Origin of the sequence: Rhodococcus sp. BP-160 (assembly GCF_019836205.1) — a bacterium.
Taxonomy (GTDB): Bacteria; Actinomycetota; Actinomycetes; order Mycobacteriales; family Mycobacteriaceae; genus Rhodococcoides.
Genome location: NZ_JABUEK010000006.1, coordinates 210,062 through 235,711, shown reverse-complemented (window position 1 = coordinate 235,711; position 25,650 = coordinate 210,062). Strand labels below are relative to the sequence as shown.

Genomic DNA, 25,650 nt, shown 5'->3' with positions numbered 1-25,650 from the left:
GCTAAGGGCAATCGCGGACAGGTGCGGTCCTCAGGACTCGGCGGGCGGCGTCTTCTTCGCAGCGGTCTTCGTGGCGGCCGCCTTCTTCGCGGGAGCCTTCTTGGCCGGCGTCTTCTTCGCTGCCGCCTTCTTGGCGGGAGCTTTCTTCGCCGGCGCCTTCTTGGTGGCCTTCTTCTTCACGGGCCCGCGAGCGCGACGATCCGCGAGGAGTTCCATGGCCCGCTCGTCGGTGATGGTGCCCACCTCGTCGCCCTTGCGCAGGCTGGCGTTGGCCTCACCGTCGGTGACGTACGGACCGAAGCGGCCGTCCTTGATCACCATCGGCTGACCACTGACAGTGTCCACACCGAGTTCGCGCAGCGGCGGCGTGGCGGCACCCTGACGCCCGCGACGCTTGGGCTCGGAGTAGATCTTCAGAGCCTCCTCGAGGGAGACGGTGAAGATCTGGTCCTCGGTGGCCAGCGAGCGGGAATCGGTGCCCTTCTTGAGGTAGGGACCGTAGCGCCCGTTCTGCGCCGTGATCTCTTCCTTGCTCTCGGGGTCGACGCCCACCACGCGCGGCAACGACAGCAGCTTCAGCGCGTCGTCCAACGTGACCGTCGCGAGATCCATCGACTTGAGCAACGAACCCGTTCGCGGCTTCGGTGCGGTCGCTTTCTTCGCGGCCTTCTTGGCGGGAGCCTTCTTCGCCGCCTTGGTGGCCACGGCGGTGCCGCCGCCCCCGTCGGACGAATGCTGTTCCACCGGAACGATGTCCGGGGTGGGCTCGGGCTCCTCGGGGATGACCTCGGTGACGTACGGCCCGAATCGTCCTTCCTTGGCGACGATCTCGTGACCCGACAGCGGGTCGACACCGAGCTTGCGACCCTCCTGCGGAGTCGCGAACAGCTTCTCGGCGAACTCGAGCGTCAGCTCGTCCGGCGGAAGGTCGTCGGGCAGGTTGGCGCGCTGCGAGATCGGATCCCCGTCGGGATCGTCCGGGTTCTGCACCATCCGTTCGAGGTACGGGCCGTAGCGACCGACGCGGACGTGCACGTCGCGACCTTCGGAGTCGTCGAACAGGTGGATCGAGTTGATGACGCGGGCGTCGATGTCCTCGAGGTTCTGGCCGACCATCTTCTTCAGTCCGCCGGACCGTGCGACCGACCCCTCCGTGCCGTTCTCACCGCCGAAGTAGAAGGCGGACAACCAGTCTCCACGTCGTTCGCGGCCACCGGCGATGGCGTCGAGGTCGTCCTCCATGCCTGCGGTGAAGTCGAAGTCGACCAACCGGCCGAAGTGCGCCTCCAACAACGCGATCACGGAGAACGCCACCCACGAGGGCACCAGGGCGCTGCCGCGCTTGTAGACGTACCCGCGGTCGAGGATGGTCTTGATGATCGACGAGTACGTCGACGGGCGACCGATGCCGAGTTCCTCGAGCGTCTTGATGAGCGACGCCTCGGTGAAGCGGGCCGGTGGGTTGGTGGTGTGACCGTCGGGATCGAGACCGGTGGCCGTGACCGCCTGCCCCTGCTCGAGAACCGGCAACCGGGACTCGGCGTCGTCGGACTGTCCCCCGGCCTGGTCGTCGACACTCTCGACGTAAGCCTTGAGGAAGCCGGCGAACGTGATGGTGCGTCCAGACGCGGCGAAGGTGCACTCCTCACCGGTACCCGCGGTGCCCGAGATACGCAGCGACAGAGTGGTTCCGCGCGCATCCGCCATCTGGGAGGCGACGGTGCGCTGCCAGATCAGCTCGTACAGCCGGAACTCGTCGGTGTCGAGCGAGCTGTGCAACTGACCGGGAGTCGCGAAGGAATCACCCGCGGGGCGGATGGCCTCGTGCGCCTCCTGGGCGTTCTTGACCTTGCGGGTGTACTGCCGCGGGGTGTCGTGCACGTACTCCGGGCCGTACAGCTCGGTGGCCTGACGACGTGCGGCATCGATCGCCGACGCCGACAGGTTCGTCGAGTCGGTACGCATATAGGTGATGTAGCCGTTCTCGTACAACCGCTGCGCGATACGCATGGTGCGCTCGGAGGACATGCGGAGCTTGCGCCCGGCCTCCTGCTGCAGGGTCGAGGTCATGAACGGCGGGTACGGACGACGCGTGTACGGCTTGGACTCGACCGACGCGACGGTCAGATCGACACCGTCCAGAGCCTCGGACAACCGGCGTGCGCGCGCCTCATCGAGAACGGTGACGCCCTCGGACTTGAGTTTGCCGTCGGCACCGAAGTCGCGTCCCGACGCGACACGAGAGCCGTCGACGTTGACCAGGCGCGCACCGAACGCCCGCGGCGTCGCCTCGGCGCCGGCGTCGAGCTGCGCCGAGATGTCCCAGTACTCGGCCGATCGGAACGCCATGCGCTCACGTTCGCGCTGCACGATGACACGTGTGGCCACCGACTGGACGCGGCCCGCCGACAGCTTCGGCATGACCTTCTTCCACAGCACCGGCGAGACCTCGTAGCCGTACAGGCGGTCGAGGATGCGGCGCGTCTCCTGGGCGTCGACGAGGTCGGTGTCCAGTTCGCGGGTGTCGGCGGCGGCGGCGAGGATGGCCGGCTCGGTGATCTCGTGGAAGACCATCCGTCGAACCGGAATCTTCGGCTTGAGCGTCTCGAGGAGATGCCACGCGATGGCCTCGCCCTCGCGGTCGGGGTCGGTGGCGAGGTAGAGCTCGTCGGCGTCCTTGAGCAGGCTCTTGAGCTCGGCGACCTTGCCCTTCTTCTCCGGGCTGACGACGTAGAGAGCCTCGAAGTCGTGGTCCACGTCGACACCGAGACGAGCCCAGGACTCGCCCTTGTACTTGGCCGGAACGTCTGCAGCACCACGCGGGAGATCTCGGATGTGCCCGACCGAGGCCTCGACCACGTAGTTCTTGCCCAGATAGGGCGCGATCTTCTTGGCCTTGGTGGGTGACTCGACGATCACGAGACGCCGAAGCCCGGACGCGCCGGACGACGAGTTCCCCGTGCTGTCTCCTGCTGCCACCTGCTGCCGAACCTTCCTGGTCCCCGCGAGAGGGAACCCGTTCACCTGCGTCGATACCCCGAACCGTTCGAAGCCGACACACTACAGAGTGACACACACGTGCAACTCGTATGTGACACCGCGGCCCATCGACCATCGGTGACCTCCGTCCGAGTCCCCCTCTTCCTCTACACGAGGACGGGCCACCCGCCCGCGGCGAGAGCGCCCGGTGGCGGCTCGCCGATGTTCTCGATGAGCCTGGTCACCCGACGTCGACCGGTGATCCGGAGTGCCGGCGACCCTCCGTGGGTTCCCACCAGAGTCGGCGCCACACCGGCGCGCATCAACGACTGGGCGAGCACCGGATGCGTGTCGGGGGCATGCGGATCGAGTCCGAGGACGAACCGGGCGCCGCCTGCCTCCTGCCGTCCCGCCGCGACCACCCAGGCCCGCAGGGCGCGCGGTCCGGGCACCCAACCCCCGGGCACCGCCTTCACCGCTCCCCGGACCCACTCCGCGGCGAGCGACGCCAGCTCGGGCACCGGCTCGGTCCGGACCAGTGGCCGTCCCTCGTCGGTCGTCGTGATCTCGGCGTCGAAGCCACACGACTCGATCAGGTCGGCCACCGCGTGGGCACGCCAGGTGGCATCGACGACGACGGAGATGCGCGTGCGCCCGGACACGATCACGGGCTGACCCTGCGCAGCCAGCAGCCCGGCGAGGTCGGCCGCGTCGGGCGGCGTCGACTCGGCGGAGAAGAAGGACAACTGGCTCACGATCGCGACACTAAGCCACGAACGCCCCGCCGGCGTGGTGTCCGCGACGCAGTGTCACGGAAACGAGACGTCCCCCGCCACCTCGGAAGGCGACGGGGGACGTGTCGGTAGAGACTGTCCGATCGAGATCAGACGGCGCGGACGCCCGTGGCCTGGGGGCCCTTGGTGCCCTGTCCGACCTCGAACTCCACGCGCTGGTTCTCCTCGAGGGTGCGGAAGCCGCTGCCCTGGATCTCGGAGTAGTGGACGAAGACGTCAGCGGAGCCGTCCTCGGGTGCGATGAAGCCGAAGCCCTTTTCGGCGTTGAACCACTTCACAGTTCCCTGTGCCATGCTTGTCTATCCTTTTCTTGAACACCGGATGCGATGAACGGCACTTACAGTCCATCGGGCCGGTTCCGACCGCTGTGATGATCCCCCCCAAGAGTCACCCCGTGGGCAGAGCTTCACGCACCGCGCTCGCAACATTAGATCCTGCGAGCGTGAAAACGAACACAGAAGCTGCGACCGAGAACAGTGAACCACGTCGGACGGCGGCGCGACAGTCGACGAGACAACAACTTCGTAAATATCCTCGCGGGCTCTGTCCGCCCGTTCTTCTACGATCGACACGAGCACCGAGGGAGTGAGAGACAGTGAGCACGACGACCGACGCACCGGCCTCCTCGTTCGGCGGAATGCTGCTCGGACGAGCGCTGGCGGGAACGCCGCCGGGAGAGTCTCCGCTGACACATGCGGCGGAGCTGCCGGGACGTGAGTCCCGGTACGCCGCATGGCCGCAGTGGCTCGAGCCCGCGGTCGTCGAGGTCTTCCAGGACTGCGGGATCCCGCAGCCGTGGACCCACCAGGCAGAGGCCGCGTCGCTCGCGTGGTCGGGCCGCAACGTGGTGGTCTCGACGGGCACGGCGTCGGGCAAGTCGCTGGCGTACCGGATGCCCGTGCTGTCCCGTCTGTCGACCGACGCGCGTGCCACCGCGCTCTACCTCGCGCCCACCAAGGCGCTGGGGGCAGACCAGCTTCGGGCTGCAGTGGACATGACGGACTCGCTCGCCGCGCGGGGCTTCCCGGACATCGCACCGAGTGCGTACGACGGCGACACACCCCTCGAGGTGCGCCAGTGGGCCCGGGCGAATTCACGGTGGATCTTCACCAACCCCGACATGCTGCACATCTCGCTGCTCAAGGGCCATCAGCGGTGGGCGCACTTCTTCCGCAACCTGGCGTACGTCGTCGTTGACGAATGTCATTCGTATCGAGGGGTGTTCGGCTCCAACGTCGCCCTGATCCTGCGACGACTCCGGCGCATCGCCGCGCGCTACGGCGCCGCGCCCGTCGTCGTTCTCGCCAGCGCCACCGCGTCGAATCCCGGGGCTGCGGCCAGTCGCCTGGTCGGTGCACCGTGCGAGGAGATCACCGAGGACGGATCTCCCCACGGTCCCCGGACCGTCGCCCTGTGGGAGCCACCGCTTCTGGACGTCACGGGTGAGAACGGGGCGCCGATCCGGCGCGCCGCCGGTTCCGAGGCCGCACGCATCATGGCCGACCTCGTCGTCGAGGGCGCCCGAACACTGACGTTCGTCCGTTCCCGACGCGGCGCGGAGCTGACGGCACTGGGTACCGCGCGGCTGCTCGCGGACGTCGATCCCGATCTGCCGCAGCGCATCGCGGCATACCGGGCCGGATACCTCGCCGACGACCGCCGCGAACTAGAGCGGTCGCTGTCCGACGGCACCCTGCTCGGCGTGGCCACCACCAACGCACTCGAGCTCGGCGTCGACATCGCGGGGCTCGACGCCGTCGTCGTCGCCGGCTTCCCGGGGACGGTCGCGTCGTTCTGGCAGCAGGCCGGCCGCTCCGGTCGCCGCGGCCAGGGATCGCTGGTGATCCTGGTGGGCCGGGACGACCCGCTCGACACGTACCTCGTGCACCATCCGGCCGCGTTGCTGGACAAGCCCATCGAGGCGACGGTCACCGATCCCACCAACCCCTACGTGCTGGGGCCACAGCTGCTCTGCGCGGCCATGGAAGTCCCGCTGACCGACGACGAGGTGATCGAGCTCGGCGCTCAGGACGTCGCGCAGTCCCTCGCGGACCGAGGTCTGCTCCGCCGTCGGCCGCACGGGTGGTACATCACCGCAGACGCGACCCCCCATGCGGCGGTGGACATCCGGGGCGGTATCGGGTCGCAGATCGCGATCGTCGACGGCTCCACCGGACGCATGCTCGGCACCGTCGACGCCGGCCGCGCGCCCTCGACGACCCACCCCGGCGCTGTCCACATCCATCAGGGCGAGTCGTTCGTCGTGGACACGCTCGACTTCGAGGACGGCCTCGCGGTGGTGCACCCCGAGGAGCCCGAGTGGACCACCTCGGCGCGCGAGATCACCGACATCGTGATCGAGGACGTGCACGAACAGCAGTCGTACGGGGAGGTCGACGTCGCGCTGGTGCAGGTCCAGGTGAGCCACCAGGTGGTCGGATACCTCCGCAGACTGCCGTCCGGAGAGATTCTCGACTCCGTGGAACTCGACATGCCGATGCAGGAACTCCACACGCGCGCAGTCATGTACACGATCACGCCGGAGTTGCTCGAGTCCGCCGGCGTGACGGCCGAACGTGTCCCCGGGTCGCTCCACGCGGCGGAGCACGCGGCCATCGGTCTGCTGCCCCTCGTCGCGACATGCGACCGATGGGACATCGGCGGCGTGTCGACGGCACTGCACGCCGACACCGGCCTGCCGACGGTCTTCGTCTACGACGGGTACGACGGTGGCGCCGGATTCGCCGACCGCGGCCACGCCGTCATCGGCACCTGGCTCTCCGCGACCCGCGAGGCCATCGCGTCGTGCGAGTGTGTCTCGGGGTGCCCGTCCTGCGTGCAGTCACCCAAGTGCGGCAACGGAAACGATCCGTTGGACAAGGACGGCGCCGTGCGCGTGCTCGACGCCGTCCTCGCCTGTCTGGAGGGTTAGGCAGACACGGTGGCCGGTTCGCCGAGCGCCACCGGTAGCGTGCGGAACCCGTGCAGCACACGGGTGTCCCGCTTGACGCCGGTGCCGGCGGACGACAGATGCGGGAAGCGGTCGAACAGCGTGCGCAGTCCCACCTCGCTCTCCGCGCGCGCGAGTGCGGCGCCGAGGCAGTAGTGGCGCCCACCCGAGAACGACAGGTGCTTGTTGGCGTTGGACCGACCGACGTCGAAGGTGTCGGCGTCGTCGAAGACCTGCGGGTCCCGATTACCGGCCGCGAGGACGCACACCACCAGATCGCCGGCCTCGAGGTCCATGCCTTCGAGGGTGACGGAACCCTTCGCGACGCGGGCCGTCATCTGCACCGGCGACTCGAGCCGCAGCATCTCGTCGACGGCCGTTCCCCACAGCGACGGATCGTCCTGCAGTCGCGCGAGCTGGTCGGGGTTGTTCATCAGCAGATTGATGCCGCTGCCGAGCAGGTTGACCGTCGTCTCGAACCCTGCCGCCAACACCAGACCCGCGGTGGCGCGGAGTTCCCGATCGTTCAGGTACACCCCGTCCTCGGACGCCGCGATGAGCTGACTCATCAGATCGTCGCCCGGGTTGTCGCGCAGTCCCGCGATGTGGGTGGCGAGCCACCGGTCGAAGCCCTCGAGGCCCTGCTCGACCTCGCGGAACTGCGACCACGTCAGACCGACGTCGAGACTGGGCGCCGCGAGTTCGCCGAACTCGAGCACCTTGTCGCGGTCCGCCTCCGGCACGCCGAGGATGTCGCCGATGACGGCGACCGGAAGCTTGGCGCAGTACGACGACACGATGTCGACCGTGCCGCCGCCCGCGGCCACGAGTTCGTCGAGAAGCGTGTCGGCCACCTGCTGCACGTTGTCGCGCATCGCGTTGACGGCGCGCGCGGTGAACACCGACGACACCAGCTTGCGGTAGCGGGTGTGCGAGGGCGGCTCGACCGACAGCAGCGACGGCGGCGCCAGCGGGTGCAGAGCGGCGGTTCGGGTGCGACGTTCGATCGCCCGCAGCGGCTTCGGCAGATTGCCGCCCACGACGACGGTGCGGTAGTCGTCCGAGCGCAGGAGGTCGAAGATCAGCCCGTGGTCGACGGTGAGGTAGGCGACGCGGCCCTTGACGATCTTTCCCCGGTCGCGAATCTCCTGGTAGATGACACCGGGGTTCGCGCGAGTCACCGGATCGGCGATGAGCTTGGCCTGCGGGTCACCGATCTTGATGCCGCGTTTGGCGAAGAAGCGCACCACTCCGTGCACCGCGAACCACCGCAGCCGCGATCGTGCCTCGTCCTTGACGTCCGCCACTCTCGACATTCCGATTCCCCCGATGCTCGGCCTGCGATAACCCGGTTGCGCGTTACCGCACGTCACACGTGTGACTCACCTCATGATGCGCCGGTCACGACGCCGGTGTCTACCGTCGTGTCATGACCCTGCGTCGGAGCGTCGCCTCCTTGTGGATCGCCACAGTCCTCTACTGGCCGATGCAGGTGATCGTCTCGCGTTCCTGGACCACCCCGTACAGCTGGCGTGACGACGTCATCAGCGCCCTCGGTGCGGCGACGTGCACCGACTACTGCTCGCCCGATCACGTCGTCATGAACGCGACGTTCGTGGCCGTGGGCGGCGCCACCGCAGCGGGCGCGGCGCTCCTGGTACGTCCCTCGGTGGGCATCGCACGGACGGGGTGGATCCTCGTGGCGCTCTCCGGTCTCGCGACGTGCGCCGTCGGGTTCCTCCCGATGGACGTCGCACCGGTCCCCCACACCGTCGCGGCGCAGGTGCACTTCGGCCTGCAGCTCGCCGGAATGCTGTGTGTCGCACGATCCGTCGGTCGAGTCGCCTCGCGATTCACCTACGCCTGCAGTGCGATCGCCGTGGTGGGCGGCATCGCCTTCCTCAGCCCCGGGAAATGGGGACTGGGCTCGGGTGTCACCGAGCGGCTCGCCCTCGACACCCTGAACGTGTGGACCATCGGCATGGGCGTGCTCCTGCTGGCGCGATCGTGGAATCCAGGCCCCGGAATCCGGGGTCGATAGTCCACGATCACCGATGCACCAGTTGCGTGTCTCTGTGAGGCGGGCTGCTGCACGAGCCGCCGTGGCCGCCAGCGCGAAGACCGGCCGCCCCGTCGCACCGGAAGTACGCAGGCTCGCCGAGTCGCGCTGACCGACATACCGAGGTGCTGGTTCACTCCTTCACCGGCCCCGCCCGCGCAGAGGCCACCGCATCCCTCTCCCCGAAGCGCAGCAGCGCGATCCGCACCCGCACCCGGACCTGCACGTCCCACTCCTCCACCGCGCATCCGTCCAGCACCGCATCCATCCGGGCAGCCGACGCCGTCGCCGCCGCGCACCCCGCCTCGGACCCCGACGTCAGTGCGGCGGCACCCGCCAGCGCAGCGAGGTCCGCCGCCGACTGCGCCTGATGACGGGCCGAGACGGCGGCACCCACCGAGACCACCGCCGCGGTCACCACCACCAGCGCCGCCGTGACGAACGCTCCCAGCACAGTCGCTGAACCGCGGTCATCCACCCGTCGGCTCCGCCGTCGCCACCGCACTCGCCGACACCGTCAACCCGGGCAGCGGCGACGACGCCTCCACCCGCACCGTCACCAGATCGCCGACGCGCGACACCGTCACCCGCGCACCGGGCGGGGCCACCGCCGTCGCCGACGTCACCGCGCTCTCGTCTCCGAGCGCCGAGAGCCGGGCACCCTCCCGCGCCGCGTCGATGCACCGGATGTGCTCGGTGACGGTGACCAGCGCACCGAGGCACAACACCAGGACGGCAACGATCGACGAGATCGCCAGCGCCGCCTCGACCGTCACCGCCCCGCTGTCGCCCGTGAGACCCGAGTCCCCCGTCAGACCTGCGTCTGCAGAGCCTTGTCGATGATGGACGTCAACGCGGTCACGATGCTGTCGCCCGTCACCACCGTGTAGAGCACGGCACCGAACGCCGCCGCCGCGATGGTGCCGATGGCGTACTCGGCCGTCGACATCCCGTCGTCCTCCCGCGCCACCGTCAGGATGCGCGCGCCCACCTCGGTCAGGAACTTGCTCATGTTCTCCCCCTTCGTGTTCCGAGGAGGACGTTCCCCCTCGGCGTTCTCGGGCGGGGGTCACATCACCCCGCCGTTCAGGACGGACCCGGCAAGCCCGATCACCACGGGCACGATGCCGAGGCAGACGAACGCGGGCAGGAAGCACAGCCCCAGCGGTCCGCTCACCATCACTCCGGCGCGTTCGCCCGCGGCAGCGGCAGCATCGTCGGCCCGCACGCGCAGATCGGCTGCCGCCTCGGCGGTCGCGTCGGCCATCGAGGTTCCCGACCGCGCCGAGCGGAGGATGACGCGTGCCACCGACTCGGTGTCGGGATGCGCCGCCAGCGCCGACCAGGCCGCATCGGGATCCGCTCCGAGAGTGAGCAACTGGGCGGCGCGGCGCAGTGCCGACGCCATGGGTTCGGGCGCGACGGAGGACACCGCCGAGGATGCGCTGCCGATGTCGAGTCCCCCACGGAGACAGGCGGACAGCAGGTCCAACGCGCCCGCGGTGGCGTGGTGGTCCGTCGGCGCCACCCCCACCGATGCGGAACCGTTCGCGCCCGGCACCCGGAGCCGGGCGCGCACACCGACGGCGGGCGGGAGCGCGAGCACCGCGGCGGCGAGGAGCACGAGAGTGATCGTCACGGTGCCACCTTCGCGACGATGGCGTCGGTCCAGAGCAGCCCGGCGCAGGCGAGGGCCACTCCGACGACCAGCATGATGCCGCCGGCGCCGCCTCCGGTGAGAACCGCGAGGGGCGCTGCGCCCATGGCCTGGCCGAGCAGGACGCCGACGGCGGGCAGCGCGGCGAGGACCATCGCCGTGGCGCGCGGGCCGGCCATGGACGCCTCGATGCGCCGGGCCGAGCGTCCGCGATCGCGCAGATCGGAGCGCACCGCGTCGAGCAGTGCCGCGAGACCCAGCCCGTGCACCTCGGCCACGCGCCACACGGCACCCACCCGGTCCCACGCCGGCCCGTGTCCGCCGACACGCACGGCATCCGACATCGTGCCGCCCAGTTCCGCACGAGCCGCGGCCGCGGCGAAGACGGTGCCGACCGGCCCGGGGTGCTCGCGTGCAGCGGTGCGGCAGGCCGTGGCCGGGTGGGCTCCCACGCGGAGTTCGGCCACCATCGTCTCGAGCGCTGCCGCCAGGGTGTCCCCCGCGCGCCGCCGGTCCGCCCGCACGGCGCCTCGGCCGCGCCGCAGGGCGACGGTTCCCAGCACGACGGCCACCGCAGCGCCCGCCGCGGCACCGAGGCCCAGCGCTGCCGCACCTGCCGCCACGGGTATCCAGGCACGCGCCGGCACTCGCACGGACACGAGCGAGCGTCGGCGCACCGGTCCGAGGCGCCGGCGCGCGTCCGTGCAGGGCAGCACCAGCAGAGCCGCCGCGAGACAGACCGCCGCGAGCATCACGCGGACCCCTCCCGTCGGCGCAGGATCGCGGTGAGAGCGTCGAGTCCTGGACCTCGTGCCCGCGTTCGCGACCAGGCGTCGACCACGGTGCACAGCCCGCGGTCGTCCCGTTCGAGCACGCCGATGGACGACAGCACACGCTGCCCGCTCGGCGTGCGGGCGGTGTGCAGCACCACCTGCACCGCGGCGGCGAACTGGCTGTGCAACGCCGCCCGGTCCATGCCACCGAGGGCCGCCAGCGCTTCGAGTCGTGCGGGTACCTCGTCGGGCGAGTTGGCGTGCACGGTGCCCGCACCGCCGTCGTGTCCGGTGTTGAGCGCGGTGAGCAGGTCCACGACCTCGGCACCGCGGACCTCGCCCACCACGATGCGATCGGGACGCATGCGCAGGGCCTGACGCACCAGATCGCGCACCCCCACCTGGCCCACTCCCTCCACGTTCGCGGGCCGGGCGACGAGCCGCACCACGTGGGGGTGCGAGGGCGCCAGTTCGGCGGCGTCCTCGACACAGATGATGCGCTCGGCCGCGTCCACCTCACCGAGCAGTGCCGCCAGCAGGGTGGTCTTCCCCGTCCCGGTGCCACCGACCACGAGGAAGGCCAGGCGTCTGGACACGATGCGGCGCAACAGATCTTCGGCGCCCTCGGCGAACGCGCCGGTCGCGGCGAGGGCCGAAAGCCCCTGTGTCGCGGGGCGCAGGACGCGGAGCGACAGGCACGTCCCGCCCTGCGCCACCGGCGCGAGAACGGCGTGCAGTCGCACTCCGAACGACCCGGGATCGATTCCGGGCAGACGACCGTCCACCCACGGCTGCGCATCGTCGAGCCGCCGCCCGGCCGACAGCGCCAGCCGCTGGGCGAGGCGGCGCACGGCGGCCTCGTCCCCGAACCCGACGCCGGCTCGCCGCAGACCCTGGCCCCGGTCCACCCACACGTCGTCGGGTCCGGTGACCAACACGTCGGTCACGCCGGGCTCGCGCAGGACGGCGTCGAGCACGCCGGCACCGCGGAACTCGGTGTCCAGGAGATGCAGTGCGCGCAGCAGATCCGCGTCACCGAGCACGCCGCCCGCCTCGGCCCGGAGCGCCTCCGCGATGAGGGCGGGCGTCGGATCCCGGTCGGCGTCGACGAGGCGCACCCGGACGCGATCGAGCAGATCCGTCGACACCCATCCCGTCATGTCGTGGGCGCCGAGGTGAGCAGTGCCAGGACGTCGCCGGCAGCTCGCGCCAGGGGAGATCGGCGGCCGAGGACCAGTCCACGCCCGTCGAGCATCGCGGCGAGTCGACGCTCGGGGCGCACGGAGGCGAGCAGGGGAAGACCCACCACGTCGGCCACCTCCGCGGCCGTCAGTCCGGACGGCGCGGGACCGCGGACCACCACTCCCACGTTGGCCGATGTCGAGGTGATCGACCGGGCGAGACACTGCGCCGCCGCGGCCGACCGCACCGTCGCCGGGACCAGCACGACCACCAGATCTGCCGCCTGCACGGACATCTCGTGAATGGGGCCTGCGCGCGGTACGTCGCACACGACGACCTCGCCCGCCGTGACTCCGGCGTCGACGACGGCGCGCCAGGCCGCTGCCGTGATGGTGTTCGTCTGCTCGCGCCGGGTCGAGAGCACCGCCAGATCGCCGCGCCCGGGCAGCGCGTGATGCAGTGCGTCGGCCGTGACGGTTCCGCCGTCGATCACCAGTTCCGGCCAGCGCAGGCCCGGTGTGCCGTCGAGTCCCGTGACGAGGTCCATCCCGCCGCCCGCCGCGTCTCCGTCCATCAACACGGTGCGCCCGGACCGGGACGCGACGACGGCCGATGCCGCGGCGAACACGGACGCACCGGCGCCGCCGCAACCGCCCACCACCGTCACGACCACACCGCCACCGACGGGGACGCGTGCGGCCGCGGACAGCACCCCCATGAGATCGGCCTCCTGCGCCGGCAGCGCGAGCACACGGGAGGTGCCGAGCCGCGACGCGCTCTGCCAGGCCTCGACGTCCGCCGGTCCGTCGGTCACCACGACGACACCGGGATGCCTCGGAAGGTGTTCCCGCACTGCTCGTTCGGCAGCTGCCGTTCCCAGCACGACGATGTCCGAGGACTGCCACAGCGCGCGGTCCGGCAGCGCGCCGAGGTGCGACGACTCCCGACCCGCGGCGGCGGCGATACGCCGGACGCGATCGGAGAGTGCGGCGTCGGGCACGATCACCAGGAGTGCTGAATCGAGGTCGGTCACGCCGTCGATCGTGCGGCGTCCGCGGTCGGTCCGCCAGGGCGACGAGCCGAACCTGTGGACAACTCGGTACCCGGGGACGGCGCCTGCGCCAGCGCGGAGAAGGTGCTAGCGCACCGGAAGTAGGGGACGACCCCCGCCAGGGGGGGAGGAGGCGGGGGTCGTCGGAGTTCAGCCCCGGGGGGTCGGGCTGAACACGCCCGGTTCGAGACCGGGTAGTCGAAATCTTACACCGCCGACCACCCGCACCGACACGGACGACCGTCGGTCCGTCGCGCCGTCGAAGCAGGTGGAGACACCGTGACCCGCGATCCACCTCCGGGCACCCTTAGGCTGACGGGGTGAGCACACCCCTCCGCCCGGACGCCCCCGGCCGCGTCGCCGCGTTCTTCGATCTGGACAAGACGATCATCGCCAAGTCCTCGACGCTGGCCTTCAGCAAGCCCTTCTTCGACGGGGGTCTCATCAACCGCCGGAGCGTGCTCAAGAGCAGCTACGCGCAGTTCCTGTTCCTGGTGTCGGGCGCGGATCACGACCAGATGGAACGGATGCGCATCCACATCGCCAACATGTGTACCGGCTGGGACGTCGAGCAGGTCCGAGCCATCGTCGCCGAGACGTTGCACGACATCGTCGATCCGCTGGTCTTCGCCGAGGCTGCCGACCTCATCGCCGACCACAAGCTGCGCGGCCACGACGTCGTCATCGTCTCGGCCTCCGGCGAGGAGGTCGTGGCGCCCATCGCGGACGCTCTGGGCGTGGACCACGACATGGGTACCCGGATGGCCGTCGAGGACGGCAAGTACACGGGCGAGCTCTCGTTCTACTGCTACGGGCCCGGCAAGGTCACCGCCATGGAGGAGTTGGCCGAGCGCGAGGGATACGACCTGTCTCGGTCCTACGCCTACTCGGACTCGATCACCGATCTGCCGATGCTCGACGCGGTCGGACATCCCACCGCGGTGAACCCGGATCGAGGCCTGCGCCGCGAGGCGTCGGCCAGGGGATGGCCGATCCTCACGTTCTCCGACCCGGTCTCGCTGCGCGCCCGGTTCCAGGCCCCGTCGTCGGGCACGGTGGCCGGCATGGCCGCCGTCTCGTTCGGCGCCCTGGCCGCGGGCGCCGCGACGTACACGCTGCTGCGTCGGCGACGCTGAATCGATCGGGTTCGCGAAACCCTTGCTGTGGCGCGAGTCACAGAGTACAAATGGTCTTACGGGAAGACGGAAGGCCAAGAGCGGGCCGGAAGAGAAGGATCGCTCTCCCAGCCGGGCTTTCCCCAGCACGACCGATCAGTACCCACGCGTAGCGCGCCGCTATGATGGCACAAGCGTTGTGGGCCTGCGAAAGTCGCGCATCAGGGATGAGAACTTCGCACTGGTTGCGGACACGAGTCCCGGGCGCACGATTTCCCGCCGAGGCCTCGCGGAGTCCGCTCCGCCGCAACCCACTCTGCACGCCTGGTAACCGACGTTCGTGCTGACGGGCGACGTCGTCGAGGTGAGAACTCGGCAACGTCGCCCGTTTCATGCGTCAGACGGAGTTGTCCGCGATGGTGGTCGCCTCGGCTGCTCCGGCCTCGAAGGTGCCGCAGCACAACAGCACCCAGCTCCCCACGCCCTGCTCGGTGCCGCGGGCGAAACCGTCGGCGCCGGTGCGGTACGCGGCGAGCCGCTTCGCCCAACTGATCTCCGGGACACCGAGATTGTGGGGGTCGAAGCCCGTGGACACGGCCACCAGCCGCGAGGCCGCCCGGGCCACGATGCCGTCGGCCGTGCCGAACGGCTTCAGCGCCAACAGTTCTCCGTGCACCACGGCGGCCAGCACCGGGGCGGGCGCCTTCGTGGCGCCGGTCACGAGATCCGCCAGGAACGCGAGGCGGTCGGCTGCGTCCGCACGGGGTCGTCCGAGATCGTCCTGTGTCGTCGCCAGGTCCGCGGCGGCCAGGAGGTGCAGCCTCGCCAGCGCCTGCAGCGGCGCCCGTTGCCAGACGCCCACCATGATCGGCAGGGAGTCGCCGTCGAGAGCCTGGGCCACCCGGAGCGCGCCGGCGAGCAGGGGCGGGGCGGCCTCACCGTCCTCGGGCATCGCCGTGGAGGACCCCTCCATCGCGGCGGAGGCCCGCGCGGCCCGGACCGCCGCCTCGGCTGCCGTCGCCTTCCATCCGCGCCGGTTGGCCTTGTGCCGGTGCACCTCGCCCAGCGCGTTCCGCGCCCGCTCGGCGGCGTCGCGCACCCCCTCGAGCTCCAGGATCGGGCCGAGGGGATCTGTGGCTGAGCTGGTCATCCGGTCAGGCTATCGGTGGTCCTACGTCGCGGTGGATCCGGCGTTCCGCTCGGCAGCCATCAACTCGGCACGCTCGCGGCGCCGGACGGCCTGCTGCTCCGGGTCGGGAACGGGCACCGCGGCGAGCAGCCGCTTCGTGTACGGGTCGGCCGGCGAGCGCAGGATGGTGTCGGTCCGATCGAACTCCACCAGCTTGCCCGCACTCATGACGGCGATGCGGCGAGCCAGCACCTCGACCACGGCGAGGTCGTGGCTGATGAACAGGCATGCGAAGCCGTACTCCCGCTGCAGCTCCTGGAAGAGCTCGAGCACCTTGGCCTGTACGGACACGTCGAGCGCGGACGTCGGCTCGTCGGCGACGAGGAGGGTGGGTTCGAGAGCCAGGGCGCGGGCGATGCCGACACGCTGGCGCTGACCACCCGACAGCTGATGCGGGTAGCGGTTGCGCATGTCCCGCGACAGGTGCACCTGATCGAGCAACTCCTCGATCTTGGTGTTGCGCTGACCACGGTCCATCTCGGTGTGCAGCAACATCGGCTCGCCGATCGACTGGCCGATGGGCCACCGCGGGTTCAGCGACGAACCCGGATCCTGGAACACGATGCCGACCTTGCTGCGCACCGGACGCAGGTCGCGGGTCGACATCGACGTGATGTCCGTTCCGGCGATGGACAACGACCCCGAATGCAGCTTGAGCAGGCCGACGGCTGCCTTGCCGATGGTCGACTTGCCCGATCCGGACTCACCGACCAGACCGACCACCTCGCCCGGCTCGATGGTGAGGCTGACACCGTCGACCGCGCGGAAGCCACCGGAGCGACGCGAACCCGGGTACTCGATGACGGCGTCGACGAGTTCGAGCGCGTACCGCACGTCGGGGGTGTCGTCGGTGCCCGCCTGCCCGGTCCGGGAACCGAGGTGGGGCACGGAGGCCAGGAGTTCGCGGGTGTAGGCGTGATCGGGACGATGGAAGATGTCGCCGGAGGTGCCCTGCTCGACGATGTCGCCACCGCGCATGACGAGGATGCGGTCGGCCATGTCGGCGACCACGCCCATGTCGTGGGTGATGAGCAGGATCGCCGCGTCGACCCGACCGCGGAGGTCGCGCATGAGCTGCAGGATCTCGGCCTGCACGGTCACGTCGAGTGCCGTGGTCGGCTCGTCCGCGATGAGCACGGACGGCTCGGATGCCAACGCCTGGGCGATCATCGCGCGCTGGCGCTGGCCACCGGACAACTGGTGGGGGTAGTACTTGACGCGCTTCTCCGGCTCCGGCATCTCGACGAGCCGCAGCAGCTCGATGACACGGTCCTTGGCCTGCGCCTTGCTGAGCTCGCTGTGCGCGCGGATGGCCTCGGTGATCTGCCACCCGATGGTGTAGACGGGGTTCAGAGCCGTCATCGGCTCCTGGAAGATCACGGCGATGTCCTTGCCGCGCACCGAGTTCAGCTCACGTTCCTTCAGGCCGATCAGTTCGCGACCGTTGAGCGTGATGCTGCCGCTCACGCGGGCGTTGTCGGCCAGCAGGCCGGGCACCGCCATGGCGGTGGTGGACTTACCCGAGCCCGATTCGCCGACGATGGCGAGGATCTCGCCGCGAGCGAGGTCGAACGAGACGTCGCGCACGGCGGTGCGCCAAGTCTTGTCGACTTCGAAGTCGATCGTCAGATCCGAGACTCCGAGAATCGGGCCGGTCTTGTCGTCACTCATGTCCGTCAGCTCCGTTTCGGGTCGAGCGCATCTCGCAGCGCATCGCCCATGAGGATGAAGGCCAGCACGGTCACCGACAGGAACCCGGCGGGGAAGAGCACCAGGTGCGGCGAGGTGGAGATGTAGTTCTGGCCGAGGTTGATCTGCAGGCCCCACGAGATCGCCGGCAACTGCAGCCCGATACCCAGGTAGGACAGCGTGGCCTCGGCCGCGATGAACGTGCCGACGGCGATGGTCGCGTACACGAGCACGGGTGCGAGGGCGTTGGGCAGGATGTGGCGGACCAGGATGCGGAACGTACTCGCGCCCAGTGCCTGTGCGGCCTGCACGTACTCGCTCTGCTTGATCGAGATGACCGACGAGCGGACCAGTCGCATGGCCGTCATCCACCCGAAGGCGATGAGGGCCAGCGCCACCGTGGTGACGGTCCGCTCACTGGTGACGGTGAGCAGGACCAGCGCGCCGAGCAGGAGCGGGATGCCGAAGAAGATGTCGGTGAAGCGGGCGAGCAGGCTGTCGAGCACGCCACCGAAGTACCCGGCGAGCGCGCCGATCAGGACGCCGATGATCAGCACGCCGATGACGGCGAGCAGTCCGATGGTCAGCGAGATGCGGGCGCCGTAGATGACGTTGGCGTAGTAGTCACATCCCTGCAGGTCCGTTCCGAACCAGTGCTCGGAGCTCGGCGAGAGCCGGGTGTCCGACAGGTCGCAGGCGCGCGGATCGATCCCGCGAGCGAACAGCTGGGGCACCACGGCCATCAGGACTAGCACCGCGGTGATGACGGCACCGAACCAGAAGAAAACGCTGCGCCGCAGCTTCTTCCACGCGTTACCCCACAGGCTCGCCTGGCCGACCAGCTCCTGTGCCTCACCGGTCACGACGTTGCCCGGCTCGCCCTCGGCGGCGACATGCTGTGCATCGTTGGTCATAGCGCCTACTCGTATCGAATTCGGGGATCGAGGAGCGCGTAGAGCACGTCCACGACGAGGTTGAAGAAGATGTAGAAGAAGACCATCAGCGTGACGATGCCGACGACCACCGCGCCTTCCTGACGCTGCACGGCGTCGAAGATCGCGCGTCCGAGGCCCGGCAGGTTGAACACCGACTCGGTGACGATGGCGCCGCCCAGCAACGCACCGATGTCCGCGCCGATGAACGTCACGACGGGAATCATGCTGTTGCGCAGTGCGTGACGCAGGACGATGCGCCGGTACCCCACGCCCTTGGCGCGGGCGGTGCGGATGTAGTCCGCCGCCATGGCCTCCGACACCGCGGACCGCGTGAGACGCGCGACGTACGCCATGGACAGCGACGCCAGGACCAGGCCGGGCAGCAGGTAGCTGTACCACCCGTCGTTGATACCCGCGATGGGGAACAGGTCGAACTTGTAGCCGAAGAGGTACTGGGCGACGAAGCCGAAGACGAACACGGGAACCGACACCAGCAGCGTCGTCGACACCAGCACGAGGTTGTCGAAGAAGGAGTTGCGGCGCAGACCGGAGAGCACACCGGCCGCGATGCCGATGACGGCCTCGAAGACGATGGCCACGATGGTCAGCCGCACCGTCACCGGAAGACGCTGGGAGATGGTGTCGAGCACCGGGCGCCCGGCGAAGTCGGTACCGAAGTCACCCTGCAGGAGCCCGCCGACGTACTTGACGTACTGCACCAGGAACGGGTCGTCGAGGTTGTACTGCGCACGCAACTGCGCGACGACGGCCGGGGCGAGCGGGCGATCGCCCGCGAGCGCGCGGATGGGATCACCGGGAAGGGCGTACACCATCGCGAAGATCAGGAACGAGGCGCCGATCAGGACCGGGATGGTCAACAGCAATCGGCGCGTGATGAAGCGACCCACTGGGTTCTCCTCTTCGGGGTCTCACGGTTCACGCGTCGGTGGGGCGCCCTGCGTCTGCACGGCGCCCCACCGAGTCGAGAGAGAGGTCAGCTGACCGTGACGTCCGCGACCTCGATGTCACCGAACAGGTCGATCTTGACGTTGTCGACCCGCTCGCTCCACACGGCCTGGTTCAGACCGTAGAAGAGCGGAGTGGCCGGCAGGTCGCGGAACAGGATGTCCTCGGCCCGCTGGTACTCGGTCGTCGCGGCGTCGATCGACTCCGCGTTGTTGCCCTGCGAGAGGGCGGCGTCGAACTCCGGGTTGGAGTAGAAGCTGACATTCGAGCCCGCCGGCGGCAGTGCTGCCGAGCTGTAGACCGGCGACAGGAAGTTGTACAGCGACGGGTAGTCCATGATCCAGCCCGAACGGAACGGACCGGTCATGCCCTGCGCGTCCTGCAGCGGGAGGTACTGCGCGAACTGCAGATCGCCGCGGAGCACGTAGTCGACTCCGAGGTTGGTGCGCAGCTGGTTGCCCACGGCGGTCATCCAGGTGTCGTGTGCCGCACCGGCGTTGAACCACAGCTCCACCGGCTGCGACCGGTCGAAGCCGGCCTGGTCGAGCAGCGTGTTGGCCTGAGCGGCGTTCAGCTCGCACTTGGTGCCGCAGGCATCGTCCCGGTAGCCGTCGACGACGGGCGAACCGAAGGAGGTGGCCGGCGTGCGGGTGTTGGTGAAGATGGCCTCGGTGATGGCCTGACGGTCGATCGCCATCGAGAACGCCTCACGCACACGGGGATCCGAGAAACGCGGGTCGTAGGTCGGGAACGCGAGCGAGGTGATGTCGGGGCGAGCGCGCTCGCCGTACCGGTCACCGAACTGGTCACGTGCGGTCGCCCAGGCGTCCGGCGGCAGATCCAGCATGACGTCGAGGCCGCCGGCCTGAACGTCGGTGTAGCCGGTGCTCAGCTCCGTGTAGACCTTGAACTGCACGCCCTGCGACTGTGCCGGGTTCTCACCCTTGTAGTCGTCGTACTTGGTCAGGGTGATGCCCTGGCCCTCGACGAAGTCCTCGTCGGCCTTGAACGGGCCGTTACCGATCGGGCGACGTCCGAAGGCGTCGGGATCGGTGAAGAACGCCTCGGGCAGCGGCGAGAACGCGCTGTAGCCCAGGGTCACCGGGTAGATCGCGAAGGGCTCCTTCAGAGCCACGCGAATCGTGGTGTCGTCCACGGCCTCGAGGCCGGTCATCGTGGTCGCGGTGGGCTCAGCGCCCTCGGCGGCCTGCAGATCGTCGTAGCCCTGGACGTTCTCGAAGAAGTACGAGGCACCGAAGGCGTTGGTGCTCAGCGCGGTGTAGTTCCACGCATCGACGTAGGACTTCGCGTCGACGGGCGTGCCGTCGTGGAACGTCCAGTCCGGCTTGAGCTTGATCGTCCAGTTCTGCTGGTCGTCGGACTCGACCGACTCGGCGACGCCGGTGTACTCGACCTCGCTGCTCTCGTCGTTGTAGTTCACCAACGGCGTGAACAGGGCCTTGAGGACCTGGTTGCCCTCACTCTCGGTGGTGTTACCGGGAACGAGCGGGTTCTCGGGCTGGCCGATGTACAGGCTGTAGGTGCCCTCGGCGCTCGAGGACCCACCCCCGCCACCACACGCCGCGAGCATGCCCACGGCGGCGATGGCCACCGAGACCACCGCGATCGTCTTCTTGACTCTCAACATGTCCTCCATCGAATCCGGCACGAACAGGGTCGACTGCACGCACCGTCCGCGGGTGGTCCGCGGGTGTCGGGTGGGCCACGGGCGATGACCGGCGTGACCCGGATATTTGCTTGACTTTAGACACACTCACAAAGGTCTGTCGTGCACTCCCCCGAAATCGGAACGACCCGGGTCCGCCCCGAAATACGGACGTAACCTGACAGGACTGGACCTCACCGGTCAGACAGCCTGATGAGAGACGATTTTCGTGTCTCATCACCATCCATCGCTGCTGCACACCGCCCGTCGCGCAGAACGCACCTCTCGCCGCACGTCCCGGGTCGCAGCCCTCTGCAACGGTGCGGCGCCGGTCACACGTGACTACCCTCACAGTCGCGACACACCGAACCGAGACACCAGTTCTTCCGAGAGGGGCCAGGTACCACGATGACCGAGACCGTGACCGACGACGGCGCGACCAGGGACACGGAATCGGAGCACCCGGTGTCCTATCCCCCGAGTGACGACTTCGTCGCGCAGGCCAACGCCGGATCCGAGCTCTACCAGGCGGCGAAGGACGATCGCCTCGCGTTCTGGGCCGAGCAGGCGAACCGGTTGCACTGGCACACGCCGTTCGAGCAGGTGCTCGACTGGTCGGACGCCCCCGTCGCGAAGTGGTTCGTCGGCGGTGAACTGAACGTCGCCTACAACTGCGTCGACCGGCACGTGGTCGAGGGCCGCGGCGACCAGGTGGCGATCCACTGGGAGGGCGAGCCCGGGGACAGCCGCGAGATCACCTACTCCGACCTCCTCGCCGAGGTCAGCCGCGCCGCGAACGCCTTCACCGATCTCGGGCTCGTCTCGGGTGACCGCGTCGCCATCTACATGCCCATGGTCCCCGAGGCCATCGTCTCGATGCTCGCGTGCGCCCGCCTCGGACTGACCCACAGCGTCGTCTTCGCAGGCTTCTCGTCCTCCGCACTGCGCTCGCGCATCGACGACGCCGAGGCCAAGCTCGTCGTCACCACCGACGGCCAGTGGCGCCGCGGCAAGGCCGCGCCGCTCAAGGACTCGGTCGACGAGGCCGTGGACGGCGCCGCGTCGATCGAGCACGTCCTGGTGGTCAAGCGCACCGACATCGACGTGCAGTGGACCGAGGGCCGCGACCTCTGGTGGCACGACACCGTCGGGTCCGCCTCCCCCGAGCACGAGGCGCAGGCGTTCGACTCCGAGCACCCACTCTTCATCCTCTACACCTCGGGAACCACGGGTAAGCCGAAGGGCATCATCCACACCTCCGGCGGCTACCTGACGCAGACCGCCTACACGCACCACTACGTCTTCGACCACAAGCAGGGCAAGGACGTCTACTGGTGCACGGCCGACATCGGCTGGGTCACCGGGCACAGCTACATCGTCTACGGCCCGCTGGCCAACGGCGCCACGCAGGTGGTCTACGAGGGCACGCCCAACTCTCCCGACGAGCACCGGCACTGGAACATCGTCGAGAAGTACGGCGTCACCATCTACTACACGGCGCCCACGCTCGTGCGCACGTTCATGAAGTGGGGACGACAGATCCCCGACGCACACGACCTCTCCTCGATCCGCCTGCTCGGCAGCGTCGGCGAACCCATCAACCCCGAGGCGTGGCGCTGGTTCCGCGACGTCATCGGCGCCGGCAGCGCCCCGATCGTCGACACCTGGTGGCAGACCGAGACCGGCGCGATCATGGTCTCGCCACTGCCCGGCGTCACCGCCACCAAGCCAGGATCGGCCCAGACACCGCTCCCCGGCATCTCGGCCGCCATCGTGGACGACGACGCGAAGATGCTCGGGCCCGGCGGCAACGGGTACCTCGTACTCGACGAGCCGTGGCCGTCGATGCTGCGTGGCATCTGGGGCGACATGGAGCGCTACAAGGACACCTACTGGTCCCGCTACGCCACCGAGGGTTGGTACTTCGCCGGTGACGGTGCGCGCTTCGACGACGACGGCGACCTCTGGGTCCTCGGACGCGTCGACGACGTCATGAACGTCTCCGGTCACCGCATCTCCACCTCCGAGGTGGAGTCGGCTCTGGTGACCCACCCCGGTGTCGCCGAGGCAGCCGTCGTGGGCGCGGCGGACGAGACCACCGGCCAGGGCATCGTCGCCTTCGTCATCCTGCGCGAGGGCATCGAGAACACCGGCGACGCGCTGATCACCGAGCTGAAGGCTCAGGTGTCGAAGGAGATCTCGCCGATCGCCAAGCCGCGACAGATCACGGTGGTCCCGGAGCTCCCCAAGACGCGCAGCGGAAAGATCATGCGCCGCCTGCTCCGCGACGTCGCCGAGGGCCGGGATCTGGGCGACACCTCGACCCTTGTCGATCCCGCCGTCTTCGACGCGATCGCCAAGGCCGGCCAGAAGTAACCACGCGTCACGCAGAGAGAGGGGCTCGTGCACCGAGTGCACGAGCCCCTCTCTGCTGTCGGCAGTCCGTCAGGACACGGTGTCGAGATCGCGTCCGCGCGTCTCCTTCATGACGACGAGTGCGAACAACGTCAGTGCCGCGGCGACGGCCAGGTACACGCCCACCCACGCGACTCCGTAGGAGTTCACCAGCCAGGTCGCGATGAACGGCGCCACGGCCGCTCCCAGGATGCTGGCCGTGTTGTAGGAGATGCCCGATCCGGTGTAGCGCACATTGGTCGGGAACAGCTCCGGCAGAACAGCACTCATCGGTCCGAAGGTCAGACCCATCAGCGCCAGGCCGACGCACATGAACAGCAGCATGCGGCTCTCGGTGGCGGACTCGGGAGCAGCGAACCACTTGAACGACAGGCCGAACAGGATGATCGCGGTCGTGATGACGATCAGTGTGATGCGGCGGCCGAACCGGTCCGCGAGCCAGCCGGAGACCGGGACGAACGCGGCGAAGAACAACACCGAGATGAGCTGCAGGCCCAGGAAGTCCGTGTAGGCGATGGTCACGGCGACACCGCTGTGATCGACCACCTTGCCGGTGCCGTAGCTGACCACCCACGTCGTCATGACGTAGAACAGCGTGTACGTCGCGAGCATGACGAACGTGCCGAGGATCAGCGGACGCCAACTGGTCTTGAAGACCTCCGCCACCGGCGTCTTGACGCGCTGGCCGTTGGCCACGGCGCGCTTGAACACCGGTGTCTCCTCGAGCTTGAGTCGCACGTAGAGGCCGATGATCACCATGATCGCGCTCAGCAGGAAGGGCACACGCCATCCCCACGTGAGGAAGGCGTGGTCCGATCCGGACGTCTTGGAGTCGTAGTCCATCGACAACGTCAGGATGAGGAAGATCCCGTTGGCCATCAGGAAGCCGATGGGGGCACCGAGCTGCGGCCACATCGCGGCCCAGGCCCGCTTGCCCTCCTTGGCGGTCTCGGTGGCGAGCAGTGCAGCGCCCGACCACTCGCCGCCCAGGCCGACACCCTGCGTGAAACGCATGAGCGCCAACAACATCGGGGCGATGATGCCCACGCTGTCGTACGTCGGCAGCAGTCCGATGAGGAAGGTCGCGACGCCCATGGTGAGCAGGGACCCGACCAGGGTCGCCTTCCGGCCGATGCGGTCACCGAAGTGTCCGAACAGCACCGAACCGATGGGCCGCGCGACGAAGGCGAGGCCGAACGTCGCGAACGACGCGAGTAGGGCCGTCGTGTCGTTGCCCGCGGGGAAGAACAGCCGGGGGAAGACGAGGACGGCGGCGGTGGCATAGATGTAGAAGTCGAAGAACTCGATGGAGGTTCCGACCATCGAGGCGATCACGATGCGACTGCGAGGTACGCCGTCCACTGCATCGAGATCGAAGTCCGGACCGGCGATGTTCGAACCGTCGGGGTTCGGAACGCGGTCCGCGGAAGTGCTTGTCACGGGTTTCTCCTGTTGGGAGGCGGGTTCGTCAGCAGGAAGTTACCCGACGCATCGTGACGTGAGGGCCGATACCGGCCACTCGGTTCGTGAGTGCTCACCACGCGGGGACCGACGTCCGGCGGGACCGGCCCCGTCCGGCGGCGATAGTGTGAGCCCCGAACGGGTAAGGACATAGGGTTGGCCGGTATCGCCGGACGATCACTGTCGAGCGCGACGAACATCTTCGAAGGGACTTGCACGTGAGCAGCAGCCGAGGCACCGACACGAGCGGTCGGACGACCGCTCCGGCCAGTATCTCCTCGATCCCGCTGACGGACGTCGACAGTCGCAGCAACCCCGCCACGGCCAGCATCGGCACCCTGGTCAAGGACGCGACGACACAGGTCTCCACGTTGGTCCGCGCCGAGGTCGAACTGGCCAAGGCCGAGGTGACCGGCGAGATCAAGAAGGGCCTGCAGGGCAGCGTCCTCTTCATCCTCGCGCTCGCGGTCCTGATCTTCAGCTCGTTCTTCTTCTTCTTCTTCCTCGCCGAGCTGCTCAACGTGTGGGTCACGCGGTGGCTCGCGTTCCTCATCGTCTTCCTGATCATGGTGGTCATCACGGCGCTGCTCGCGTTCCTCGGCTACCTCCGGGTGAAGAAGCTTCGCAAGCCCGAGAAGACCATCGACTCGCTGAAGGCGGCCTCCTCGGTGCTGCCGGGCCAGGGCGACGGCGCATCGCCGAAGAAGCCGTTGGACGCGCTCGACGTGCGCGCCCCGCTCTCGCGCTGACACCGCGCCCGCGTACCGAC

22 protein-coding genes are annotated in these 25,650 nt (G+C 69.0%); 5 read left to right on the top strand and 17 right to left on the bottom strand.

The features are described from left to right. Positions 1-30: 30 nt before the first annotated feature. The 3 genes from topA to HQ306_RS20925 form a co-directional block, all read right to left on the bottom strand. Positions 31-2,979 (bottom strand): type I DNA topoisomerase, encoded by a 2,949-nt coding sequence (gene topA / locus HQ306_RS20935; protein WP_222633345.1) that lies wholly within the window; start codon positions 2,977-2,979, stop codon positions 31-33. A gap of 167 nt (positions 2,980-3,146) precedes the next feature. After that, on the bottom strand, positions 3,147-3,734 hold the full coding sequence (locus HQ306_RS20930) for a hypothetical protein (RefSeq protein ID WP_056443407.1): 588 nt from the start codon (positions 3,732-3,734) through the stop codon (positions 3,147-3,149). Positions 3,735-3,862: 128 nt separating this feature from the next. After that, entirely contained in the window at positions 3,863-4,066 is a 204-nt protein-coding gene (locus tag HQ306_RS20925) for a cold-shock protein (RefSeq protein ID WP_005248460.1), read from the bottom strand. 344 nt (positions 4,067-4,410) lie between these two features. Here HQ306_RS20925 and HQ306_RS20920 point away from each other — a divergent pair, with 344 nt between their 5' ends. Continuing rightward, entirely contained in the window at positions 4,411-6,705 is a 2,295-nt protein-coding gene (locus HQ306_RS20920; RefSeq protein ID WP_222633441.1) for a DEAD/DEAH box helicase, read from the top strand. Here the strand turns inward: HQ306_RS20920 and HQ306_RS20915 are convergent. Continuing rightward, entirely contained in the window at positions 6,702-8,039 is a 1,338-nt protein-coding gene (locus HQ306_RS20915; protein WP_222633344.1) for a cytochrome P450, read from the bottom strand. The genes HQ306_RS20920 and HQ306_RS20915 overlap by 4 nt on opposite strands. A 113-nt stretch (positions 8,040-8,152) precedes the next feature. Here HQ306_RS20915 and HQ306_RS20910 point away from each other — a divergent pair, with 113 nt between their 5' ends. Continuing rightward, positions 8,153-8,764: a DUF998 domain-containing protein gene (locus HQ306_RS20910; protein ID WP_222633343.1), complete on the top strand. Its 612-nt coding sequence runs from the start codon at positions 8,153-8,155 to the stop codon at positions 8,762-8,764. A 151-nt stretch (positions 8,765-8,915) separates the two neighbouring features. On the opposite strand, the gene HQ306_RS20905 is transcribed toward HQ306_RS20910, so the two are convergent. From HQ306_RS20905 to ssd, 7 genes are read right to left on the bottom strand one after another with little or no spacing between them, the layout of a single operon-like run. Further along, entirely contained in the window at positions 8,916-9,260 is a 345-nt protein-coding gene (locus HQ306_RS20905) for an Rv3654c family TadE-like protein (RefSeq protein ID WP_222633342.1), read from the bottom strand. Beyond that, positions 9,253-9,558 (bottom strand): TadE family type IV pilus minor pilin, encoded by a 306-nt coding sequence (locus HQ306_RS20900; protein WP_285187117.1) that lies wholly within the window; start codon positions 9,556-9,558, stop codon positions 9,253-9,255. The genes HQ306_RS20905 and HQ306_RS20900 overlap by 8 nt, the downstream gene beginning before the upstream one ends. Positions 9,559-9,593: 35 nt before the next feature. Then, the gene (locus tag HQ306_RS20895; RefSeq protein ID WP_222633341.1) at positions 9,594-9,794 is read right to left on the bottom strand and encodes a DUF4244 domain-containing protein; all 201 of its coding nucleotides are present in this window, start codon (positions 9,792-9,794) and stop codon (positions 9,594-9,596) included. A 57-nt stretch (positions 9,795-9,851) separates the two neighbouring features. Continuing rightward, positions 9,852-10,421: a type II secretion system F family protein gene (locus HQ306_RS20890; protein WP_027506706.1), complete on the bottom strand. Its 570-nt coding sequence runs from the start codon at positions 10,419-10,421 to the stop codon at positions 9,852-9,854. Beyond that, positions 10,418-11,191, bottom strand: coding sequence for a type II secretion system F family protein (locus HQ306_RS20885; protein ID WP_261770361.1), 774 nt, complete (start codon positions 11,189-11,191; stop codon positions 10,418-10,420). Before HQ306_RS20885 ends, HQ306_RS20890 begins: the two co-directional genes overlap by 4 nt. Next, positions 11,191-12,372, bottom strand: coding sequence for a TadA family conjugal transfer-associated ATPase (locus HQ306_RS20880; RefSeq protein ID WP_222633339.1), 1,182 nt, complete (start codon positions 12,370-12,372; stop codon positions 11,191-11,193). Before HQ306_RS20880 ends, HQ306_RS20885 begins: the two co-directional genes overlap by 1 nt. Continuing rightward, positions 12,369-13,427, bottom strand: coding sequence for a septum site-determining protein Ssd (gene ssd, locus HQ306_RS20875; RefSeq protein ID WP_222633338.1), 1,059 nt, complete (start codon positions 13,425-13,427; stop codon positions 12,369-12,371). Before ssd ends, HQ306_RS20880 begins: the two co-directional genes overlap by 4 nt. Before the next feature lie 338 nt (positions 13,428-13,765). On the opposite strand from ssd, the gene HQ306_RS20870 reads away from it, so the two are divergent. Further along, positions 13,766-14,581, top strand: a complete 816-nt coding sequence (locus HQ306_RS20870) for an HAD-IB family hydrolase (protein WP_222633337.1) — start codon at positions 13,766-13,768, stop codon at positions 14,579-14,581. 376 nt (positions 14,582-14,957) lie between these two features. On the opposite strand, the gene HQ306_RS20865 is transcribed toward HQ306_RS20870, so the two are convergent. The 5 genes from HQ306_RS20865 to HQ306_RS20845 all read right to left on the bottom strand — a co-directional run bounded on the left by HQ306_RS20865 (position 14,958) and on the right by HQ306_RS20845 (position 20,984). Then, the gene (locus HQ306_RS20865; RefSeq protein ID WP_056443385.1) at positions 14,958-15,710 is read right to left on the bottom strand and encodes a hypothetical protein; all 753 of its coding nucleotides are present in this window, start codon (positions 15,708-15,710) and stop codon (positions 14,958-14,960) included. Positions 15,711-15,731: 21 nt separating this feature from the next. Then, positions 15,732-17,420: an ABC transporter ATP-binding protein gene (locus HQ306_RS20860; protein ID WP_261770335.1), complete on the bottom strand. Its 1,689-nt coding sequence runs from the start codon at positions 17,418-17,420 to the stop codon at positions 15,732-15,734. A 5-nt stretch (positions 17,421-17,425) separates the two neighbouring features. After that, positions 17,426-18,352, bottom strand: a complete 927-nt coding sequence (locus HQ306_RS20855) for an ABC transporter permease (protein WP_051613564.1) — start codon at positions 18,350-18,352, stop codon at positions 17,426-17,428. A gap of 5 nt (positions 18,353-18,357) precedes the next feature. Further along, positions 18,358-19,281 carry an ABC transporter permease gene (locus tag HQ306_RS20850; RefSeq protein ID WP_027506699.1) on the bottom strand — a complete coding sequence of 308 codons (924 nt, stop codon included), beginning with the start codon at positions 19,279-19,281 and terminating at the stop codon, positions 18,358-18,360. Between the two features lie 86 nt (positions 19,282-19,367). After that, positions 19,368-20,984, bottom strand: coding sequence for an ABC transporter substrate-binding protein (locus HQ306_RS20845; protein ID WP_027506698.1), 1,617 nt, complete (start codon positions 20,982-20,984; stop codon positions 19,368-19,370). Between the two features lie 429 nt (positions 20,985-21,413). Between HQ306_RS20845 and acs the strand changes: the two genes are divergently transcribed. Beyond that, complete coding sequence (gene acs, locus HQ306_RS20840) at positions 21,414-23,381, top strand: acetate--CoA ligase (RefSeq protein ID WP_222633336.1); 1,968 nt, start codon at positions 21,414-21,416, stop codon at positions 23,379-23,381. 69 nt (positions 23,382-23,450) lie between these two features. Here acs and HQ306_RS20835 read toward each other — a convergent pair whose 3' ends face one another. Continuing rightward, positions 23,451-24,743, bottom strand: a complete 1,293-nt coding sequence (locus HQ306_RS20835) for an MFS transporter (protein WP_222628740.1) — start codon at positions 24,741-24,743, stop codon at positions 23,451-23,453. 356 nt (positions 24,744-25,099) lie between these two features. Here HQ306_RS20835 and HQ306_RS20830 point away from each other — a divergent pair, with 356 nt between their 5' ends. Beyond that, on the top strand, positions 25,100-25,630 hold the full coding sequence (locus HQ306_RS20830) for a phage holin family protein (protein ID WP_222633335.1): 531 nt from the start codon (positions 25,100-25,102) through the stop codon (positions 25,628-25,630). Positions 25,631-25,650: the final 20 nt, after the last annotated feature.

Coding starts and splice junctions, on each gene's coding strand:
- HQ306_RS20915 (WP_222633344.1), bottom strand. CDS start 8,039: ATGTCGAGAGTGGCGGACGTCAAGGACGAGGCACGATCGCGGCTGCGG.
- HQ306_RS20860 (WP_261770335.1), bottom strand. CDS start 17,420: ATGAGTGACGACAAGACCGGCCCGATTCTCGGAGTCTCGGATCTGACG.
- HQ306_RS20910 (WP_222633343.1), top strand. CDS start 8,153: ATGACCCTGCGTCGGAGCGTCGCCTCCTTGTGGATCGCCACAGTCCTC.
- HQ306_RS20920 (WP_222633441.1), top strand. CDS start 4,411: ATGCTGCTCGGACGAGCGCTGGCGGGAACGCCGCCGGGAGAGTCTCCG.
- HQ306_RS20895 (WP_222633341.1), bottom strand. CDS start 9,794: ATGAGCAAGTTCCTGACCGAGGTGGGCGCGCGCATCCTGACGGTGGCG.
- HQ306_RS20865 (WP_056443385.1), bottom strand. CDS start 15,710: ATGACCAGCTCAGCCACAGATCCCCTCGGCCCGATCCTGGAGCTCGAG.
- HQ306_RS20855 (WP_051613564.1), bottom strand. CDS start 18,352: ATGACCAACGATGCACAGCATGTCGCCGCCGAGGGCGAGCCGGGCAAC.
- HQ306_RS20880 (WP_222633339.1), bottom strand. CDS start 12,372: ATGACGGGATGGGTGTCGACGGATCTGCTCGATCGCGTCCGGGTGCGC.
- HQ306_RS20885 (WP_261770361.1), bottom strand. CDS start 11,191: ATGCTCGCGGCGGTCTGTCTCGCGGCGGCTCTGCTGGTGCTGCCCTGC.
- HQ306_RS20925 (WP_005248460.1), bottom strand. CDS start 4,066: ATGGCACAGGGAACTGTGAAGTGGTTCAACGCCGAAAAGGGCTTCGGC.
- HQ306_RS20835 (WP_222628740.1), bottom strand. CDS start 24,743: ATGGTCGGAACCTCCATCGAGTTCTTCGACTTCTACATCTATGCCACC.
- acs (WP_222633336.1), top strand. CDS start 21,414: ATGACCGAGACCGTGACCGACGACGGCGCGACCAGGGACACGGAATCG.